General features: G+C 72.5%; 14 protein-coding genes. 10 read left to right on the forward strand and 4 right to left on the reverse strand.

Going from position 1 to position 19,062, the window contains the following annotated elements:
* The first annotated feature begins 131 nt into the window (after positions 1–131).
* A complete protein-coding gene (locus HFV08_RS01645; RefSeq protein ID WP_040248713.1) occupies positions 132–623 on the forward strand; it encodes a pyridoxamine 5'-phosphate oxidase family protein in 492 nt (163 codons plus the stop codon).
* 25 nt (positions 624–648) lie between these two features.
* On the opposite strand, the gene HFV08_RS01650 is transcribed toward HFV08_RS01645, so the two are convergent.
* On the reverse strand, positions 649–3,936 hold the full coding sequence (locus HFV08_RS01650) for an AfsR/SARP family transcriptional regulator (RefSeq protein WP_168535053.1): 3,288 nt from the start codon (positions 3,934–3,936) through the stop codon (positions 649–651).
* A gap of 193 nt (positions 3,937–4,129) precedes the next feature.
* Entirely contained in the window at positions 4,130–4,852 is a 723-nt protein-coding gene (locus HFV08_RS01655) for a Type 1 glutamine amidotransferase-like domain-containing protein (RefSeq protein WP_168535055.1), read from the reverse strand.
* Between the two features lie 268 nt (positions 4,853–5,120).
* Here HFV08_RS01655 and HFV08_RS01660 point away from each other — a divergent pair, with 268 nt between their 5' ends.
* From HFV08_RS01660 to HFV08_RS01680, 5 genes are all read left to right on the forward strand, one after another.
* The gene (locus HFV08_RS01660) at positions 5,121–6,764 is read left to right on the forward strand and encodes a peptide ABC transporter substrate-binding protein (protein ID WP_168535057.1); all 1,644 of its coding nucleotides are present in this window, start codon (positions 5,121–5,123) and stop codon (positions 6,762–6,764) included.
* A 99-nt stretch (positions 6,765–6,863) separates the two neighbouring features.
* Positions 6,864–7,787: an ABC transporter permease gene (locus HFV08_RS01665; protein ID WP_040248706.1), complete on the forward strand. Its 924-nt coding sequence runs from the start codon at positions 6,864–6,866 to the stop codon at positions 7,785–7,787.
* Positions 7,780–8,769, forward strand: coding sequence for an ABC transporter permease (locus HFV08_RS01670; protein WP_168535059.1), 990 nt, complete (start codon positions 7,780–7,782; stop codon positions 8,767–8,769). The genes HFV08_RS01665 and HFV08_RS01670 overlap by 8 nt, the downstream gene beginning before the upstream one ends.
* Before the next feature lie 10 nt (positions 8,770–8,779).
* Positions 8,780–9,763, forward strand: coding sequence for an ABC transporter ATP-binding protein (locus HFV08_RS01675; RefSeq protein WP_168535061.1), 984 nt, complete (start codon positions 8,780–8,782; stop codon positions 9,761–9,763).
* Positions 9,747–11,003, forward strand: coding sequence for an ABC transporter ATP-binding protein (locus HFV08_RS01680; RefSeq protein WP_168535063.1), 1,257 nt, complete (start codon positions 9,747–9,749; stop codon positions 11,001–11,003). The genes HFV08_RS01675 and HFV08_RS01680 overlap by 17 nt, the downstream gene beginning before the upstream one ends.
* Positions 11,004–11,173: 170 nt before the next feature.
* On the opposite strand, the gene HFV08_RS01685 is transcribed toward HFV08_RS01680, so the two are convergent.
* Positions 11,174–13,324: a S9 family peptidase gene (locus HFV08_RS01685; RefSeq protein ID WP_168535065.1), complete on the reverse strand. Its 2,151-nt coding sequence runs from the start codon at positions 13,322–13,324 to the stop codon at positions 11,174–11,176.
* 202 nt (positions 13,325–13,526) lie between these two features.
* Between HFV08_RS01685 and HFV08_RS01690 the strand changes: the two genes are divergently transcribed.
* The 4 genes from HFV08_RS01690 (at position 13,527) to HFV08_RS01705 (ending at position 17,774) form a co-directional block, all read left to right on the forward strand.
* The gene (locus tag HFV08_RS01690) at positions 13,527–13,721 is read left to right on the forward strand and encodes a hypothetical protein (protein ID WP_168535067.1); all 195 of its coding nucleotides are present in this window, start codon (positions 13,527–13,529) and stop codon (positions 13,719–13,721) included.
* Between the two features lie 68 nt (positions 13,722–13,789).
* The gene (gene mshB / locus HFV08_RS01695; RefSeq protein WP_168535069.1) at positions 13,790–14,671 is read left to right on the forward strand and encodes an N-acetyl-1-D-myo-inositol-2-amino-2-deoxy-alpha-D-glucopyranoside deacetylase; all 882 of its coding nucleotides are present in this window, start codon (positions 13,790–13,792) and stop codon (positions 14,669–14,671) included.
* A gap of 320 nt (positions 14,672–14,991) precedes the next feature.
* Positions 14,992–15,426, forward strand: a complete 435-nt coding sequence (locus tag HFV08_RS01700; RefSeq protein WP_376770542.1) for a DUF6113 family protein — start codon at positions 14,992–14,994, stop codon at positions 15,424–15,426.
* A 155-nt stretch (positions 15,427–15,581) separates the two neighbouring features.
* Positions 15,582–17,774, forward strand: coding sequence for a hypothetical protein (locus HFV08_RS01705; RefSeq protein WP_168534643.1), 2,193 nt, complete (start codon positions 15,582–15,584; stop codon positions 17,772–17,774).
* Positions 17,775–17,835: 61 nt separating this feature from the next.
* Here the strand turns inward: HFV08_RS01705 and HFV08_RS01710 are convergent, their stop codons facing one another.
* Complete coding sequence (locus HFV08_RS01710; RefSeq protein WP_376770543.1) at positions 17,836–18,984, reverse strand: chitinase; 1,149 nt, start codon at positions 18,982–18,984, stop codon at positions 17,836–17,838.
* Between the last annotated feature and the right edge of the window lie 78 nt (positions 18,985–19,062).

The following is a 19,062-nucleotide window of genomic DNA, read 5'->3' on the forward strand; positions in this document are numbered from 1 at the left end:
GCCTCGCGGTTTCTCCGCAGTGAGTCGGTGACTTCAAAGTGCCTTCTTCTGAACGGGGAAACCGTGAGGCATGCTGGATCGCGCGGGCAGGAAGTGCGCCTTTTTATCCACCTGATTTTCGAGGTATCGCGATGGCTGCTGCAAAAGTGAGAACATTCGCCGAGATCGAGGACAAGTTCGTCCAGTACATTCAGGAGATCGTCTACTGCACGATGATCACGGTGGACAAGAAGAACCGTCCCCGCGCACGCGTGCTGCTGCCCATCTGGGAGACGGTCGACGGAAAGCCGGTCGGCTGGCTCGCGGCGTACAAGACCCCGGTCAAGGTGGCGCACCTCGCGAACAATCCGCACACCACCTATTCGTACTGGAGCCCCAACCAGAACGCCGTGTTCGTCGACAGCGTCTCGCGCTGGGTCGACGACCCGGAGACTAAGCGCTACTCCTGGGACCTCTACCGCAAGGGCAGCCCCGCGGGCGTCGGCTACAACCCGCTCAACTTCTGGCGCGGAGGCCCCGAGGACCCCAAGTACGACGTGCTGCGCATCGAGCCCTGGCGCGTCCAGGTGCTGCGCGGCACCGACCTGAGCAGCCGCATCTGGACCGACGAGTCCGCGGCCTGATCCCCCCCGCGGGACAGGCGCGGGCTCACCTCGGCCGAGGTGCCCGAGCCGCTCCCGCCCCCTCCTCGACCAGAGCGGCGGAGGGCTCCTGTTCGGCGTGCGCGGCGGTGAGATGGTCCACCGCCGCGCCCGCGGCGAACTCGGCGGCGTAGACCGCGCCCAGCTCCGCCTCGGCGCGGGCGCCGATCCGCTCGACGTCCCGGCGCTCCGCCAGGGGCAGCGGCGCCCCGGCCCGCGCCCGGGTCGAGGAGGCGGTGCCGAGCAGGCGGGCCGCGCGCCGCGGCCGTCCGGCCAGGGCGTGGGCGCCCGCGAGTCCCTCCAGGGCCAGGGCCACCGCCCGCGCGTCCTCGGTGGCGAGGGCAGCGGTCAGGCCCTCGCGGTGCAGGGTGAGCGCGGCGTCGGCGTCCCCGCGCAGCTCGGCGGCGAAGCCGAGTTCGGCCAGCACCAGCGCGAGCCCGTTGCTGGCTCCCCGGCTGGCGTTCCACTCGCGCCAGGGCGTCAGATGGGTCTCGGCGGTGTCCAGTTCGCCCTGGCGGCGGGCGCCGAGGGCCAGGCCCAGCTCGGCCATCTGCGCCGCGGGCTGGTTCCCCTGCTCCACGGCGAGACGCAGCGCCCGCCGGTGGAACTCCTCCGCCGCCGCGTGCCGCCCCGACAGCAGGGCGATCCGGCCGAGACCGGACAGCTGGCGGGAGACCTCCGACCAGAGTTCCAGGGACTGCGCCATCCGCAGGCCCTCCCGGTGCAGGGCGGCGGCCCGCTCGTAGTCCGCGGTGATCTCGGCGTGCACGCCCAGCGCCTCGGCCGCCTTCAACTGCCCCCAGACATCGCCGAGCCGGTCGAACTGGGCCCGGGCCTCCAGGGCGTTGTCCCGCAGCGCCGCCAGATCCCCGCGCGCCATGGCGAGGGCCGCCCTGCTGTTCAGCGCGGCGGCCACTCCCCAGGGGTCCTGCAGGGCGCGGAAGTCGAGCAGGGCGCGGTTCACATGCTCCTCGCTCGCCGCCGAGTTGCCGACCTCCCACTGGGCGAAGCCGAGGAACCACTCCGCCCTGGCCCGCCCCACCGTGCGCTCCGCGGAGCCGGTGCGGCCCGCCCGGTCGCACTCCTCGTCCGGCTCGCCCTCGCCGAGCAGCAGCCGGAAGCCCTCGCCCCAGGTCGCCGCCTCGGCCGTGGCGACGGCGGGCGCCGGTCCCTCGGTCTCCAGCGCGCAGGCCAGGAAGCGGCAGGCTTCGCCGAGTCGCCCGCTGAGGAACCAGTACCAGGCGAGGGCGTTGACGATCCGCAGGGCCAGCGGGGCGGCGCCGGTGCGCTTGGCGGTCTCCAGGGCCTGCCGGAAGTTGGCCGCCTCCGCGGCGAGCAGGCGCAGCCGGTTCTGCTGGCCCGGTCCGTGCAGCCGCGGGCGGGCGCGTTCGGCCAGCTCGGTGTAGTACCGGGCGTGGCACACGGCGATCTCCTCGGCCTCCCCCGACTCCTGGAGCCTGCGCTGCGCGTACACCCAGACGGATTCCAGGAGCCGGAAGCGGGCCGCCGTCGGCCCGTCGGAGCGGACCACCAGCGAGCGGTCCACCAGCCGGGCCAGGATGTCGACGACCTCCGCGCGGGGCATCCCGCCGCCTGCGGAGAGCTCCTCGGCAGCGCTCAGCGCGCAGCCCTCGGCGTGCACCGCGAGACGGCGGAGCACCACCTGCTCCTGCGGGCTGAGCAGGCTCCAGCTCCAGTCGATGGTGGCCTGCAGGGTCTGCTGGCGCGGCGGGGCGCCGCGGTAGCCGCTGTTGAGGATCTGGAAGCGGTCGTCGAGGCGGGCGAGCAGTTCACGGACCCCGAGGGCGCGCACCCGGGTCGCCGCCAGCTCCAGGGCGAGCGGGATGCCGTCGAGGCGGCGGCAGACGGCCGCCACGCTGGGCGCGGAGTCGGCGTCCAGGACGAAGGAGGGGTCGGCCGCCGCGGCGCGGGCCACGAACAGCTGCACGGCGCTGGAGCGCTCCAGGTGGGCCGGTTCGTCCCGGGCGGGGAGTTCCAGCGGCGGCACCGCCCAGACCGTCTCGCCGCTGACCCGCAGCGGCTCCTGACTGGTCGCGAGGACCTTCACCCCGCGGCCGCTCGCGAGCAGCCGGTCGACGAGCCCGGCCACCGCGTCCACCACGTGTTCGCAGTTGTCGAGCACCAGGAGCAGCCTGCGCGGGGCGACGGTCTGCGCCAGCCGCTCGGCCGGGCCCTGTAAGGAGGCGACCGGACCGGCGCCCTCGGACTCCTCGCGGATGCCGAGGACCGTCATCACCCGCCGCGCGAGGTCCTCGGCGGTGACCGGATCGTCGGCCGCCCCCGCCCCCGCCAGCTCCACCAGCCAGACGCCGTCGGGGAATTCGGCGGTCAGCCCGCCCGCCACGGCGAGCGCGAGCCGGGTCTTGCCCACCCCGCCGGCGCCGGTGAGGGTGACCAGCCGGTGCGGCCGGATGAGCCGCCTGCCGTCGGCGAGCGCCTGCTCCCGGCCGACCAGGGGGTTCACCGGATCGGGGAGGTTGGTACGGGCGCGGACCGCCGGTTCGGCGGCGGGCGCGCTGTCCTGGAGCCCGGGGTCCTGCCTCAGGATGGCCTGCTGCAGGGCGTCGATCGCGGCGCCGGGCACCAGGCCCAGTTCCTCGCGGAGCCGGCGGCGCAGATCGGTGTAGCTGTCCAGCGCCTCCACGGAGCGCCCGGCCCGGTGCAGGGCGTGCATCTGCGCCCTGCGCAGCCGTTCGCGCAGCGGGTGCGCGGTCACCACCGGGGTCAGCTCCTCCACCACCAGGCTGTGCTCACCGAGTTCGAGCCGGGCCTCCGCGTGCTCCTCGATCGCGGTGAGCCGGGCCTCGTCGAGGCTCGCCACGGCGGTCCGTACGAAGGAGTCCCGGGTGAAGTCGGCGAAGGCGGGCCCCCGCCACAGCGCCAGCGCGTCCGAGAGCACCGCCGCCTTGCCGCGCGGATCGGCGGCCGTACGCGAGCGGGCCAGCAGCGCGCGGAACTGACCGGCGTCCACCGCCTCGTCCGGGGCGCGCAGTACGTAGCCGGGGGGCCGGTGCTGGACGAGTTCGCGCGCGCCGGGCTCGGCGTCCTCCAGGGCGCGCCGCAGCTGGGAGACCTTCGCCTGGAGGGAGGCGGTCGGATTGGCGGGCAGCGCGGCCCCGCCCCACAGCACCTCGATCAGCTGGTCGGCGGAGACCACATGCCCCTGATGGGCGAGCAGACCGGCGAGCAGGGTGCGGACCTTGACCTCGGGGACCCGAACCGGCCGCCCCAGATCGGTCCGCACCTCCAATGGGCCCAGCACCCCGAATCGCATGCTTCACAGTAACTCGCTGGTTACCCGGGAAGTGCGCCCGTTCGCCGGGCGTGACGCGACTGACAATTTCCTGTGCGCGAAGGGTATTTATTGCAGGCGGCATGATTTCCACTCGGGTAATGCGCCGGGTTCCGGCCATTGCCCGGATGCGCACTCCGGAACACATTTCCGTGTGCACGCAGGTCTTCTCCCCTTACCCCGGCGAGACCGTTGCCGTGAGCAAGTGGCCGGAATACGAGAACTCCACCACCCCGTCCCCCCTCCGAACGACCCGACACAGCCCTGCGCCCTCCTCACGCGCGACGACTTCGGCCGGCTCTCCCTCGCGGAAGAGGGCTCCGGTGTTGTCGTCCAGGGCCCAGGTGGCGGGCAGCGCCCCGGTGCGTACCGCCTCGTGCAGGGCGGGGCGGCGCTCCGGCTCGCTGTCGTAGTGCGGGCAGAAGGCGTCCGGCAGCAGGGCGAGGCCGTCGTGGAGCGGGGAGGGCGGGCCGAAGGAGTCGGTGAGGCAGGCGGTGAACCAGCAGCAGGCGCCGGCGCTGATGCCGCAGAGCAGTACGCCCGCCTCGTATGCCTCGCGCAACAGCGGGCCGAGACCGTGCAGGCGCCACAGGGCGAGCAGGTTCGCGGTGCTGCCGCCGCCGACGTAGATCAGGTCCTGGGAGAGGAGCACTTCGCGGAGGTCGCGGGTGTCGCGGCGGAAGAGGGAGAGGACGGAGGGCTCACAGGCGCGGGTGGCCGGGTCGAAGGCGGCGGTGAACTTCTCGATGTATCCGGCCGCGTCGCCGCTGGCCGTCGGCAGGAAGCAGACGCGGGGGCGGTCGGCGCCGGTCAGACCCAGCGCCCAGTCGTCGAGCAGGGTGTCGGGGTCCTCGGAGAAGCCGCCGCCGAGGAGGGCGACGCGGCGGGTCGGGGGCATGGGCTCTCCTCCGGGTGGGGACGCGGTCGCGGGCGTCGGCGGTGTGGAGCCGGATGCCGGAGACCGGTCGCGGCCCTCACTCCGACCCCGCCAGTCTCGCAAGCCCTCCATGCCCGGGCCACGGATTAACGCGGTGTCAGCGAGCCGCGCGGTGGCTCCGGGTGACCTCCCCCCCCCACCGCCCATCCGGCCCGCCCGAAAGTGCGCGAAAGCTGACGTACCGCAATATTTGCCCTAAGCAGTAGTGGGACTTCCGAGGAGGCACTCCATGCGTGGAGCGAGTCACGCCAAGTGGGCCGCGGGTGCGGTGGCTGTCGCGCTCGCCGCGACCGCCTGTGGTGGCGGTGACGACAGCGGCGGCGGCGGGGGAGGGGGCGGCGGGGACGGTGTGGTGCGGTCCTCCTGGGGTGACCCGCAGAATCCGCTGGAGCCCGCCAACACCAACGAGGTGCAGGGCGGCAAGGTCATGGACATGATCTTCCGGGGGCTCAAGCGCTACGACCCGAAGACGGGCAAGGCCGAGGACATGCTCGCGGAGAAGTTCGCGACCAAGGACTCGACCACCTTCACGGTCACCGTCAAGGACGGCTGGACCTTCTCCAACGGCGAGAAGGTCACCGCGAAGTCCTTCGTCGACGCCTGGAACTACGGCGCCAGCCTGAAGAACAACCAGAAGAACGCGTACTTCTTCGGCTATATCGAGGGCTACGAGAAGGTGCACCCGGAGTCCGGCAAGCAGAGCGCCGACACCCTCTCCGGGCTCAAGGCGACCGGGCCGCGCACCTTCACCGTCAAGCTCAACCAGAAGTTCTCCACCTGGCCGGAGACCCTCGGCTACGCCGCCTTCGCCCCGCTGCCGCAGGCCTTCTTCAAGAACCACGCGGCCTGGGTGAAGAAGCCGGTCGGCAACGGCCCGTACACCGTGCGGTCCTACCGCAAGGGCTCGCAGATGTCGCTGCGCAAGTGGGCGAAGTACCCGGGCTCGGACAAGGCGCGGAACGACGGCGTGGACCTCAAGGTCTACACCGACAACAACACCGCCTACACCGACCTGACGGCGGGCAACCTCGACCTCGTCGACGACGTGCCCGCGGCCCAGCTGCGCAATGTCCGGGCCGACCTCGGCGACCGGTACCTGAACACCCCCGCGGGCATCATCCAGACCCTGGCCTTCCCCTTCTACGACAAGGACTGGCCGGACGACGCCAAGGGCGCCAAGCTCCGCAAGGGCCTGTCGATGGCGATCAACCGCAAGCAGATCACCGAGACCATCTTCCAGAAGACCCGCACCCCGGCCACCGACTGGACCTCCCCGGTGCTCGGCGAGGACGGCGGCTACAAGCCCGGCCTGTGCGGGGACGCCTGCGACTACAAGCCCGCCGAGGCCAGGAAGCTGGTCAAGGAGGGCGGCGGTCTCCCCGGCGGCCAGGTCAAGATCGGCTACAACGCCGACACCGGCAGCCACAAGGACTGGGTCGACGCGGTCTGCAACAGCATCAACAAGGCGCTCGGCCAGTCCAAGGCCTGCGTCGGCAACCCGACCGGCACCTTCGCCGACTTCCGCAACAAGACCTCGCAGCAGAAGATGGACGGCCCCTTCCGGGCGGGCTGGCAGATGGACTACCCGCTGATCCAGAACTTCCTGCAGCCGCTGTACTACACCAACGCCTCCTCCAACGACGGCAAGTGGTCCAACAAGGAGTTCGACAAGCTCGTCAACGAGGCCAACGCCGAGTCCGACGCCGCCGCCGCGGTGAAGAAGTTCCAGCAGGCCGAAGAGGTCGTGCGGGACAACATGGCCGCCATCCCGCTCTGGTACCAGAACGGCAGCGCGGGCTACTCGGACCGGGTCTCCGACGTCGCCCTCAACCCGTTCAGCGTGCCGGTCTACAACGAGATCAAGGTCGGCTGACCCCCGGCGGCCCCCGGCCCGGCGCCCGTGCGCGCCGGGCCGCGGCCACCTCCGCGGCCATGGGAACCGACAGCCGCGGCCACCAAAACCGGAGCCCTCATGGGACGTTATGTGATCCGGCGCCTGCTGCAGATGATCCCGGTCTTCATCGGCGCCACCCTGCTGATCTTCCTCATGGTCAACGTGATGGGCGACCCCATCGCGGGGCTCTGCGGCGACCGGCAGTGCGATCCGGCGACCGCCGCCCAGCTGCGCAAGGAGTTCGGGCTCGACAAACCGGTCTGGCAGCAATACCTGACGTACATGGGCAATGTCTTCACCGGCGACCTCGGCACCGCCTTCAACGGGCAGCAGGTCACCGAGCTGATGGCGGACTCCTGGCCGATCACCGCCCGGCTGACCCTGATCGCGATCCTCATCGAGCTGGTCGTCGGCATCACCCTCGGCGTGGTCACCGGACTGCGCCGCGGCCGGCCGGTGGACACCGGGGTGCTGCTCGCCACCCTGGTGGTGATCTCCATCCCGACCTTCGTCACCGGGCTCCTGCTGCAACTCCTGCTCGGCGTCAAATGGGGCTGGATCAAACCGGCCGTCTCCACCGACGCCGAATTCTCCGAACTGCTCGTCCCCGGCCTGGTGCTCGCCTCCCTCTCGCTGGCCTACGTCACCCGCCTCACCCGCACCTCGATCGCCGAGAACCGCCGCGCGGACTACATCCGCACCGCCATCGCCAAGGGGGTGCCGCGGCGCCGGGTGGTCGTCCGGCACCTGCTGCGCAACTCGCTGATCCCGGTGGTCACCTTCATCGGCACCGACATCGGCGCCCTGATGGGCGGGGCCATCGTCACCGAGCGCATCTTCAACATCCACGGCGTCGGCTACCAGCTCTACCAGGGCATCCTGCGGCAGAACACCCAGACCGTGGTCGGCTTCGTGACCGTCCTGGTCCTGGTCTTCCTGGTGGCGAATCTGCTCGTCGACCTCCTGTACGCCGTACTCGACCCGAGGATCCGCTATGTCTGAGCACGGACCGGCCGGCGGCGTGCCCGAGGACTCCGCGATGGCGCCCACCGGCATGGGCGGCGCCATGGACCTGGCCGCCGAGGAGGGCGCCTCGCTGGAGAAGCGGCCCGGCCCCGACGGCACCGGGCCCGAGGCCAAGCCGCGCAGCCTGTGGTCGGACGCCTGGCGGGACCTGCGCCGCAACCCGGTCTTCCTGATCTCGGCGCTGATCATCCTCTTCCTGGTCGTCATCTCGCTGTGGCCCTCGCTGATCGCCTCCCGCGACCCCCTCGACTGCGACCTCGCCAACGCGCAGAAGGGCTCGGCGCCGGGCCACCCCTTCGGCTTCGACGGCCAGGGCTGCGATGTGTACACCCGTACCGTCTACGGGGCCCGCGCCTCGGTGACCGTCGGCGTCTGCGCCACCCTCGGGGTCGCGCTCCTCGGCTCGGTGCTCGGCGGGCTCGCCGGGTTCTTCGGCGGCTTCTGGGACGCGATCCTCTCCCGGGTCACCGACATCTTCTTCGCCATCCCGGTGGTCCTCGGCGGACTGGTGCTGCTCTCGGTGGTGACCAGCTCGACGGTCTGGCCGGTGATCGGCTTCATCGTGCTGCTCGGCTGGCCGCAGATCTCCCGCATCGCCCGCGGCGCGGTGATCACCGCCAAGCAGAACGACTACGTCCAGGCGGCGCGGGCGCTGGGCGCCTCCAACTCCCGGATGCTGCTGCGGCACATCACCCCGAACGCGGTCGCCCCGGTCATCGTGGTGGCCACCATCGCGCTCGGCACGTACATCGCCCTGGAGGCCACGCTCTCCTACCTCGGTGTCGGGCTGAAGCCGCCGACCGTCAGCTGGGGCATCGACATCTCCTCGGCCTCGCAGATCATCCGCACCGCCCCGCACGCCCTGCTCTGGCCCGCCGGCGCGCTCGCGATCACCGTGCTGGCCTTCATCATGCTCGGCGACGCGGTGCGCGACGCCCTCGACCCCAAGCTGCGCTGAGGAGCGGGCCATGCTGCTGGAAGTACGCGATCTGCAGGTGCAGTTCCGGATGCGGGAGGGGATCTCGCGGGCCGTCAACGGCGTCAGCTACGCGGTCGACAAGGGGGAGACGCTCGCGGTGCTCGGCGAGTCCGGCTCCGGCAAGTCGGTGACCGCGCAGGCCGTGATGGGCATCCTGGACAGCCCGCCCGGGCGCATCACCGGCGGCGAGATCCTCTTCCAGGGCGAGAACCTGCTGACCATGCCGGAGAAGAAGCGGCGTACGGTGCGCGGCGCGCAGATGGCGATGATCTTCCAGGACGCGCTCTCCTCGCTCAACCCGGTGCTGAGCGTGGGCGACCAGCTCGGCGAGATGTTCGTGGTGCACCGCGGCATGTCGAAGAAGGACGCCCGGGCCCGCGCCGTCGAGCTGATGGACCGGGTGCGCATCCCGGCCGCCAAGGAGCGCGTACGGCAGTACCCGCACCAGTTCTCCGGCGGCATGCGCCAGCGGATCATGATCGCCATGGCGCTCGCCCTGGAACCCGCGCTGATCATCGCGGACGAGCCGACCACCGCCCTCGACGTCACCGTGCAGGCCCAGGTGATGGAACTCCTCGCGGAACTCCAGCGCGAGCTGCGGATGGGCCTCATCCTCATCACCCACGACCTCGGGGTGGTCGCCGACGTCGCCGATCGCATCGCGGTGATGTACGCGGGCCGCATCGTCGAGTCCGCCCCGGTCCACGACATCTACCGGGCGCCCGCCCACCCGTACACCAAGGGCCTGCTCGAATCGATCCCCCGCCTCGACCAGAAGGGGCAGGAGCTCTACGCGATCAAGGGGCTGCCGCCGAACCTCATGCACATCCCGCCCGGCTGCGCCTTCCACCCGCGCTGCCCGAGGGCCCAGGAGGTCTGCGTCCGCGAGGAGCCGCCGCTGCACCGGGTCTCCGCCGGGCGGGGCAGCGCCTGCCACTTCTGGAAGGAGACCCTCGATGACGCCGCACGGTGACGCGCACCCCCGCGAGAGCGCCCCGGCCACCGGCGCCACGGCCGGGGACCTCCTCGACAAGGCCCCCGGCGAGGCCGCCCGGGACGCCCGGCGCGGCGGGCCCGACCGGGAGCCGATCCTCGAAGTCCGCGGACTGGTCAAGCACTTCCCGCTGACCCAGGGCATCCTCTTCAAGCGCCAGATCGGCGCGGTCAAGGCGGTGGACGGGGTCGACTTCGACCTCGGGCACGGCGAGACCCTCGGCATCGTCGGCGAATCGGGCTGCGGCAAGTCCACCGTCGCCCGGATGCTGGTCCACCTGGAGGAGCCGACCCGGGGCACCATCCGCTACAAGGGCGAGGACGTCACCAAGCTCTCCGGCCGCGCCCTCAAGGCGGTCCGCCGCAACATCCAGATGGTCTTCCAGGACCCCTACACCTCGCTCAACCCCCGAATGACGGTCGGCGACATCATCGGCGAGCCCTACGAGATCCACCCCGAGGCGGCCCCCAAGGGCTCCCGGCGGCAGCGGGTGCGCGAACTCCTCGACGTGGTCGGCCTCAACCCGGAGTACCTGAACCGCTATCCACACCAGTTCTCCGGCGGCCAGCGCCAGCGCATCGGCATCGCCCGCGGGCTCGCCCTGCGCCCGGAGATCATCGTCGCCGACGAACCGGTCTCCGCCCTCGACGTCTCCGTGCAGGCCCAGGTCATCAACCTGATGGAACGCCTCCAGGACGAGTTCGACCTCTCCTACGTCTTCATCGCCCACGACCTGTCCATCGTGCGCCACATCTCCGAGCGGGTGGCCGTGATGTACCTCGGCCGCATCGTCGAGACCGGCACCGACACCGAGATCTACGAGCACCCCACGCATCCGTACACCCAGGCGCTGCTCTCCGCGGTGCCGGTGCCCGACCCGGGGATGCGGGAGGCCCGGGCGCGCATCCTGCTCTCCGGGGACGTGCCCTCACCGGCCCATCCGCCCTCCGGCTGCCGCTTCCGCACCCGCTGCTGGAAGGCCCAGGAGCGCTGCGCCCTGGAGGTCCCGGCGCTCGCGGTGCCCGCCGAGTTCCGCCATGTCAGCGGCCCGGCCGCGCACGACTCGGCCTGCCACTTCGCGGAGGAGCGGCAGATCGTGCCGGGGGACACCGGGGGCACGGGGGACGCCGCGGACACCGGAGGCACAGGACGCACAGGGGGCACAGGGGGCACCGAGGAGGGCGGCGCCGGGGGCGGGAGCGGCGGCGGTATCCCTTAACACGGGTGCAACCGCCGCGTCGCGGCTCCGATATACCCGCCGTCCACGCTCGTCGGTGTACGGCCGTGCGGGTGCCGTAGACCGGCCGGGGCGCGATCACGCCCCGGCCGGTCGCCTTTCGTACGGTCGCGGATACGGCCGCCGGCGCAGCGGCGGCTACCGGATACGGGCTATGCCCTACCGCCCAAGGACCGCTTGAGGAAGTCCACTTGGAGGAGGAGCAGGTTCTCCGCCACCTGTTCCTGCGGGGTCATGTGGGTGACCCCGGAGAGCGGCAGCACCTCGTGCGGGCGGCCCTGGGCGAGCAGCGCGGAGGAGAGCCGCAGGCTGTGCGCGACCACCACGTTGTCGTCGGCGAGACCGTGCACGATCATCATCGGGCAGTGCTCCGCGGCGGCGCCGACCAGGCCCTCGTCGCCGATGAGCGAGTTGGCGGTGTACACCTCGGGCTGCGCGCCGGGGTCGCCGAGGTAGCGCTCCTGGTAGTGGGTGTCGTACAGGCGCAGATCGGTGACCGGGGCGCCGACCACCGCGGCGTGGAAGACATCGGGGCGCCTGAGCGCGGCCAGGCCCGCCAGATAGCCGCCGAAGGACCAGCCGCGGATCCCCACCCGCCCCAGGTCGAAGGGGAACTCCCCGGCCAGCGCGTGCAGCGCGTCCACCTGGTCCTGGAGCACCACCTCCGCGAGCCGGTCCCGTACCGACTTCTCCCAGGCGGGGCTGCGGCCCGGGGTGCCCCGGCCGTCCGCGACCAGCACCGCGAAGCCCTGGTCGGCGAACCACTGGGAGGTCAGATAGGCGTTGTGCGCCGCCTGGACGCGCTGGCCGTGCGGACCGCCGTAGGGGTCGAGCAGCACCGGCAGCGGCCCGTCGCCCTCGCGCCAGTCGGAGGGCAGCAGCACGGCGCACGGGATCTTCCGCGCGCCGGCGTGCAGCAGCCGCACCCGCGGGCTGAGCACCGGCCGGTCCGGGTACGAGGAGATGCCCGCCGTGCGCTTGCCGTCCCGCAGGATCCGCACCTCGGCGCCGGGCTCCGCGAGCCGCGCCGAGACCAGGACGGTGACCGCGCCGGAGCGCACCGCCCAGTGCACCCCCGGCTCCTGGGAGAGGCGCTCCACGCCGAGTTCGCTGACCCGGTAGACGTGCACCTCGCCGATCTCCGGCTCCGGTGCCTCCTCGCCCGCCGAGGCGCTCACCAGCACGTCGTCCGCGCCGACGTCGAGCACCGCGCGCAGGTGCAACTGTGCGCCGGTCAGGGCGCGTTCGCCGACGGTGAGCACCCGCGCCCCGCCCTCGTCGGCGATCCGGACCAGCTGCCCGCTCGGGGACCAGCAGGGCACCCCGGGGAGCAGTTCCAGCCAATCCGCGTCCTCGTCCGCGTGCACCATCCGGGTCGAACCCCCGTCCGGGTCCACCGCCAGGTGCAGTTGACTGCGCTGGTCACGGGATTGGACGAGGAGCAGCGGCGCCCCGGCCGCCGACCAGTGCACCCGGGCGAGATACGGGTAGCGCCCGCGGTCCCAGTCCACCTCGGTGCGGCTGCCGTCCAGGCCGGTGACGAAGAGGCGGACCTCGGCGTTGGGGGTGCCGGCCGCCGGGTAGCGCACGCTCACCGGCTCCTTGTCCGGGTGCGCGGGGTCGGCGATCCACCAGCGCCGCACCGGGGACTCGTCGACCCGGGCGACCAGCAGCCGGGTGGAGTCGGGGGACCACCAGAAGCCCCGGGTGCGCCCCATCTCCTCGGCGGCGATGAACTCCGCGAGCCCGTGGGTCACTTGCTCCGCCTCCGGCTCGGCGAGCGCCCGGTCGCCGGGGGCGTCCTCGGCGCCGGTGAGCGGGGCCACCCGCAGGGCGCCGCCGCTGACGTAGGCCACGTGCCTGCCGTCCGGGGAGGGGCGCGGGTCGATCACCGGTCCCGGGGCGGGGAGTTCACGGGCCGTACCGGCGCGCAGCTCCGCCGTGAAGAGGCGCCCGGAGAGCGCGAAGGCGGCGATCTCGGCGGCGGCGTCGGTGGCGTAGCCGACGATCCCGGCGCTCGACTCGCGGCTGCGCTCCCGGCGCGCACGCTCCTCGGCGGAGAGCTCCTCGGCCGCGGTGCCGAGCAGCGCCACCGGATCTGCGGCGATGCGCTCCTCACCGGTGGCGGTGTCCACGACCCAGAGCAACTGGGCCCGGTCGGTGCCGGATCGGGAGCGCAGGAAGGCGACATGGCCGCCGTCCGGAGCCACCGTGAAGGCCCGGGGCGCCCCGAGTGAGAAACGCAGGGTACGGGCATGCTGACGGGGAAAAGTCGGCGGAACCGGCTGCGGAGCTGAGGTCATCCTCCGAGCCTAGGAGATCTCCATGAGCGACGGCACCCGAAAGCTGGACGGGGCCGACACGGCATGCGCCCCCATCGTGCTGCCGTGCACCGGACCTGTTCCGATCCATGCACGCGCGCGGAAAGTTATGATCCATCTCGCCGAACGGGTCCTCCCGGGCGGCAACTCCGTTGACACACAACGACTTTGGAGGTGAACCGCCGTGGCACTCTCGATTTCGGCGGTGGTGCTGCTGGCGGTCATCGTCTTCCTGCTGGTGAAGAAATCAGGACTCAAGGGCGGGCACGCCCTGGTCTGTGTGCTGCTCGGGTTCTACCTGGCCAGCTCCTCCGTGGCGCCGACCATCGACGACATCACCAACAACGTCGCCGGGATGATCGGCGACATCAAGCTGTAGCCGCCGCGAGCGCGCCTTCGGGCGCGGGTACGCCGTGAGGGTCGGCGGCCGCTCGTAGGGTGGCCGCCATGACCGAACTTCCCGCGCGCCGACTGCTGCTCGTCCACGCGCACCCCGACGACGAGTCGATCAACAACGGCGCCACCATGGCCAAGTACGCGGCCGAGGGCGCCCTCGTCACCCTGGTGACCTGCACCCTCGGCGAGGAGGGCGAGGTGATCCCGCCGGAGCTCGCCTTGCTCGCGTCCGGCTTCGAGGACCGGCTCGGTCCGCACCGCGTCAAAGAACTCGCCGCCGCCATGCGGGAGTTGGGCGTACGGGACCACCGCTTCCTCGGCGGCGAGGGCCGCTGGCGCGACTCCGGAATGCGCGGCGCCGAGCAGAACCGGCGCCCCGGGGCCTTCTGGGGGGCCGACCTCGACGAGGCCGCCGCGCCTCTCGTGGAGGTCATCCGCGAAGTGCGCCCCCAGGTGCTCGTCACCTACGACCCGGACGGCGGCTACGGCCACCCCGACCACATCCAGGCGCACCGGGTCGCCATGCGCGCCGCGGACCTGGCCGCCGAACGCGCCTTCCGCCGCGACCTCGGCGAACCGCACGTCATCGGCAAGATCTACTGGAACCGGCTGCCCCGCAAGGCCGCCGAGGAGGCCTTCGCCCCGCTGCCGGCCGCCCTGCCGGGGCTCTCCTTCCCGGCCGCCGCCACGGTCGAGGACGTCCCCGGGCTGAGTGACGACGACGCCGTCACCACGGTGATCGACGGGCGCGCGTACGCGGGTGCCAAGGCCGCCGCGATGGCCGCGCACGCCACCCAGGTCGAGGTCGAGGGCGCCTGGTTCGCGCTCTCCAACAAGCTCGCCCAGCCGCTCTTCCCCGTCGAGTTCTACGAACTGGTCCGCGGCCGGGCCGAGGGCGCCCCGGAGACGGACCTGTTCGCCGGGATCGCCTGACGGCTTGATTGCTTGACGGTCCGGTTGCCCGGTTGCCGGACGGCCTCATCGCCTGACCGCCTGACCGCCTGACCGGCTGCGCCTGACCGCGCCCGGTCGCCCGGGATACGTACCACCCCGCGTGCGTGCCCGCGCCACCCTCGCGTGCGTGCCCGCGTGCGTATGCACCCGCCCGCGGGCACGCACGCGGGCGCACGGGCGAGGCGTGTGCGCCCGCGCGGCCGTCGAGGATGGGGCGCGGGTGTGCGCCCGCGGGCCTCGACGTGAAGGCGCGCGCGCTCTCGTGGCAGTCTGGCCCGGACACGAAAGGCGGCCAGACGATGAGTACGACGGACCGGCGCAACGCGGCCCCCGCCCCCGGGAGCGGGATGTTCCTCACACAGCCGCTTCGGCCCGGGCGGATGGCGGCGCACCTCCTGCTGCTCGTCCTCGGCGCGGTCGTCGGCGCCGCGGGGTCGCTGGTGCAGGCGGCCTGGTTCCCCGGCGGGCTGCTCCTCGCGCTGCTCGGCGCGGGCGGACTCTTCCTGGGCGGGGCGATCGCCATGGGGGCGCGGGCCGGGGCGGGTTCGCCCGCGGCGGGCTGGCTGGTCGCGGTCGTGCTGCTCACCGCCACCCGTCCGGAGGGCGACTTCGTCTTCGCCGCGACCACCGGCACCTATCTCTTCCTGCTCGGCGGGCTGGTCGTCGCTGTGATCTGCGCCACCCTCGCGAGGGTCGGGCCGGGGGCCGCCCCGGGTGCCCGACTTGGGAAATGACTCCTGGTACGGCCTAGCACGTCCCCCCGTGTCTGCGCAGGATTTCCCCAGCCGTCCCAGGTTTCGCCGCCGGGGTGGCCAGTATGGTGGTGCGCGCCGCCGAGCAACCCGCCACAGGTCGAGACGGGCGGCGGAGCCAACCGGGAGAACCTGCCTTGAGTCGTGAAACAGACACTTCGTCCTCCGGAGCCCAGGGCCGCGGGCCGACCGCGTACCCCTCGGGGACACAGCCGTACGGGCCCGCGGAGGACGAGGCACCCGAGGAGAGCACCGGGGCCGAGGCCTCCGGCACGCCGACCGAGGACCGCAAGACCGAGACGACGCTGACCACGCGGATCCGGATCAACATCCCGGGTTCGCGGCCGATTCCGCCGGTCGTGGTGCGCACTCCGGTCACCGAGAACACCGACGGGGCGGAGCCCGGGGGGAGTCGGCCCGGCACGGACGCCACGCAGCAGGCGGCCGCGCCGAGTTCACCCCTTCCGGTAAGGCCGAAGCGCCCCAAGTCGGGGCCCGCGCCCGCCGAGCCGGTGACCGCCGCCAAGGAGCGCACGAGCGACTGGTTCGCGCCCCGCAGGGCCGCGCGTGGTGGCGCGGCGGGCCCGGACGGCGCGGCACCGGGCGTGCCCGGCGCCCGGAGCGCCCCCGGCGAGCCGGACACCGGTGGCTTCCCGGCCGGTTCGGGCATCCCCACCGCCGAGGCCTCCGCCGGCTACGGCTCCGGCGGGCCCGGCCCCGGCGAGCAGGACACCGGCGGCTTCCCCCTCGGCGGCCAGGACACCGGCAGCTTCCCCGCCCCCGGCGACACCGGCGGTTACCCCGGCCCGGGTGACACCGCGAGCTTCCCCGCGGTCGGCGACACCGGCGGCTTCCCCGTGCCGGGGGAGGGCGCGAACCCCTCCGACACCGGCGAGTTCGCCACCCCCGGCGGCTTCGGCACCGGCGACACCGGCGGCTACGAGGTCCCCGGACCGCTCGGCGGGCCGCGGATGTCCACGGGCGGCCCCGAGGGCGAGGCGCACCGCGGCGACCTCCCCTTCTTCGGCCCCGAGGGCGGTCCCGCGGGACCCACCGGCGGCCCGGTCACCGGCGAGGGCCCGCTCGGCGACGGGGGACCCGAGGTGCGGCTGCCCGGCGGTCCCGACGGCCCCGGCCCCGCGCGGCCGTTGGGCGACGACACCGCCGTCCTCACCCCGCAGCAGCCGGGCCCCGAGCCCGGGCGCCCGGAAGGCAACGTCTCCGGGCACACGCTCAACAGCGGCATCCCGGTGGTGCCGCCCGCCGGACCCCAGGGGCCCTTCCCGCCCGGCGGCGGCCAGGACGGGCCCGCCCCGCAGTCCGAACCGCGGCTCCCGGAACCCGTGCAGGAGAACGTCCCCGCCTCCCGGCCGCCCAAGAAGAAGGGCCGCAGCAAGCTCGTACTGCTGTGTGTCGCCGTGGTCGGCGCCGCCGGAATCGCCTATGGCGCGGGCCTGTTGCTCAACCACTCCGATGTGCCCTCCGGGACGACCGTGCTCGGCGTCGACATCGGCGGCGGCACCCGGGACGACGCGGTGCAGAAGCTGGACGGCGCGCTCGGCAGCCGTACCACCAAGCCGCTGCGGCTCTCGGTGGACGGGGAGAACGTCGAACTCCGCCCCGACCAGGCCGGTCTGGCCCTGGACACCGACGCCACCGTGCGCGGCGCCTCGGGCAGCGACTACAACCCGGTCTCGGTGATCGGCTCGCTCTTCGGCGGCGAACGCGTCGTCGAACCGGTGATGCCGGTGGACGAGGAGAAGCTCCGGGTCGCCCTGGAGCGGGCCGCGGGCGGCGCCGGTTCGGCGACCGAGGGCACCATCAGGTTCACCCCCGGCAAGGCCACCGCCGTCTACGGCAAGCCCGGCAAGGGCATCGACGTCGACGCCGCGGTCACCGCCGTGCAGGAGGCCTACCGCACCCAGGTGGAGAAGGGCTCCGCGGGCACGGTCAAGCTGCCGACCACCACCCGTACGCCCAAGGTGCCCGACGCCGAGGTGGACCGGATGATGAAGTCCTTCGGCAGGCCCGCGATGTCCGGACTGGTCACCGTGCAGACGGACGCCGCGCACACCGTCTCCTTCAGCCCGGAGCGCTCGATCTTCAAGTTCCTCTCGGTCCGCGCGGTCGACGGGAAGCTGACCGAGTACTACGACCTCAAGGCCCTGGAGGGGCTCTACGGCAGCGCCTTCGAGGGCGTCACGATCACCAAGGGCGACGGCAGCAAGAAGCCGGTCTCCCCGCAGGACGTGGCCTCCGCCCTCGGCAAGGCGCTGCGCGGCGCCACCCCCGCCGAGCGGCTCGTCACCATCCCGACCGAGCCCAACTAGCGCGTACGGAAAGGGGTGTGCCGGTGTCCGTACGGGCACCGGCACACCCCTTTCCGCGGGGTCAGCCGCCGAAGTAGCCGTCGAAGTTCTTCGCGAACTCACCCTGGTGGAAGAGGTCCCAGTTGACCGACCAGGCCATCAGTCCGCGGAGCGCGGGCCAGCTGCCGTGCGGCTCGTACCCGCCGCAGTCGCCGCCCTTGGTGAGGCAGTCCAGAGCCTTGTTCACCTCGGCGGGCGGGGTGTGCCCGTTGCCCGCCTCGGTGCTGGCGGGCAGGCCGATGGCGACCTTCTCGGGCGGCAGCGCCGGGAAGACGTTGCCGGTGTCGCCGCCGACCGGGAAGCCGGTGAGCAGCATGTCCGTCATCGCGATGTGGAAGTCGGCGCCGCCCATCTGGTGGTACTGGTCGTCGAGCCCCATGATCGGGCCCGAGTTGTAGTCCTGGACGTGCAGCAGCGTGAGGTCGTCCCGCAGGGCGTGCAGCACGGGGAGGTAGGCGCCCGCGCGGGGGTCGCCCTGGGAGGTGCCCGGTCCGTAGCGCTGGTAGCCGAGCTGGACGAAGAAGGTCTCGGGCGCCATGGTGAGGGTGAAGTCCTCGCCGTACTTCGCCTTCAGGGACTTGACGGCCGAGATGAGGTTGACGATCACCGGTGTGGTGGGGTTCTTGAAGTCGGTGTCGCCCTCGTCCAGGGAGAGGGAGTTGCCCTCGAAGTCGATGTCGAGGCCGTCCAGGCCGTAGCGGTCGATGATCGAGGAGACGGAGGAGACGAAGGTGTCCCGGGCCTCCTCGGTGGTGAGGCGCACCTGCCCGTTCTGGCCGCCGATGGACAGCTGGACCTTCTTGCCCTGGGCCTGCTTCTGTGCGACGGCCGCCTTGAACTCCTCCTCGGACTCGACCCCGGGGCACTCCGCCTGCGGGCACAGCTCGAAGCGGATGTCGCCGGAGGTGGGGGAGGTGGGTTCGCCGAAGGCGAGGTCGATGATGTCCCAGGAGTCGGGGACGTCCGCGAGCCGGGTGTAGCCGGAGCCGTTGGCGAAGCTGCTGTGCAGATAGCCCGCCAGGGCGTGTTCGGGCAGGTCCTGCGCGGCGGGAGCCGGGGCGTCCGGAGCCGCGGTGGCCTGCGCGGCGAGCACTCCGGTGAGCGCGAGGGCCAGCGGCAGTGCCGCGGTGCGCAGCCACGATCTGCGGTGGGGGCGAGGGGCGTGGGGCACGGCTGCCTCCGAGTGTGGGGGACGAGACGGTGCCCACACATTGGTCCAGACCAAAATGGGTGTCAAGACATCGCGCAG

Source organism: Streptomyces physcomitrii (assembly GCF_012273655.1).
Lineage (GTDB): Bacteria > Actinomycetota > Actinomycetes > Streptomycetales > Streptomycetaceae > Streptomyces > Streptomyces physcomitrii.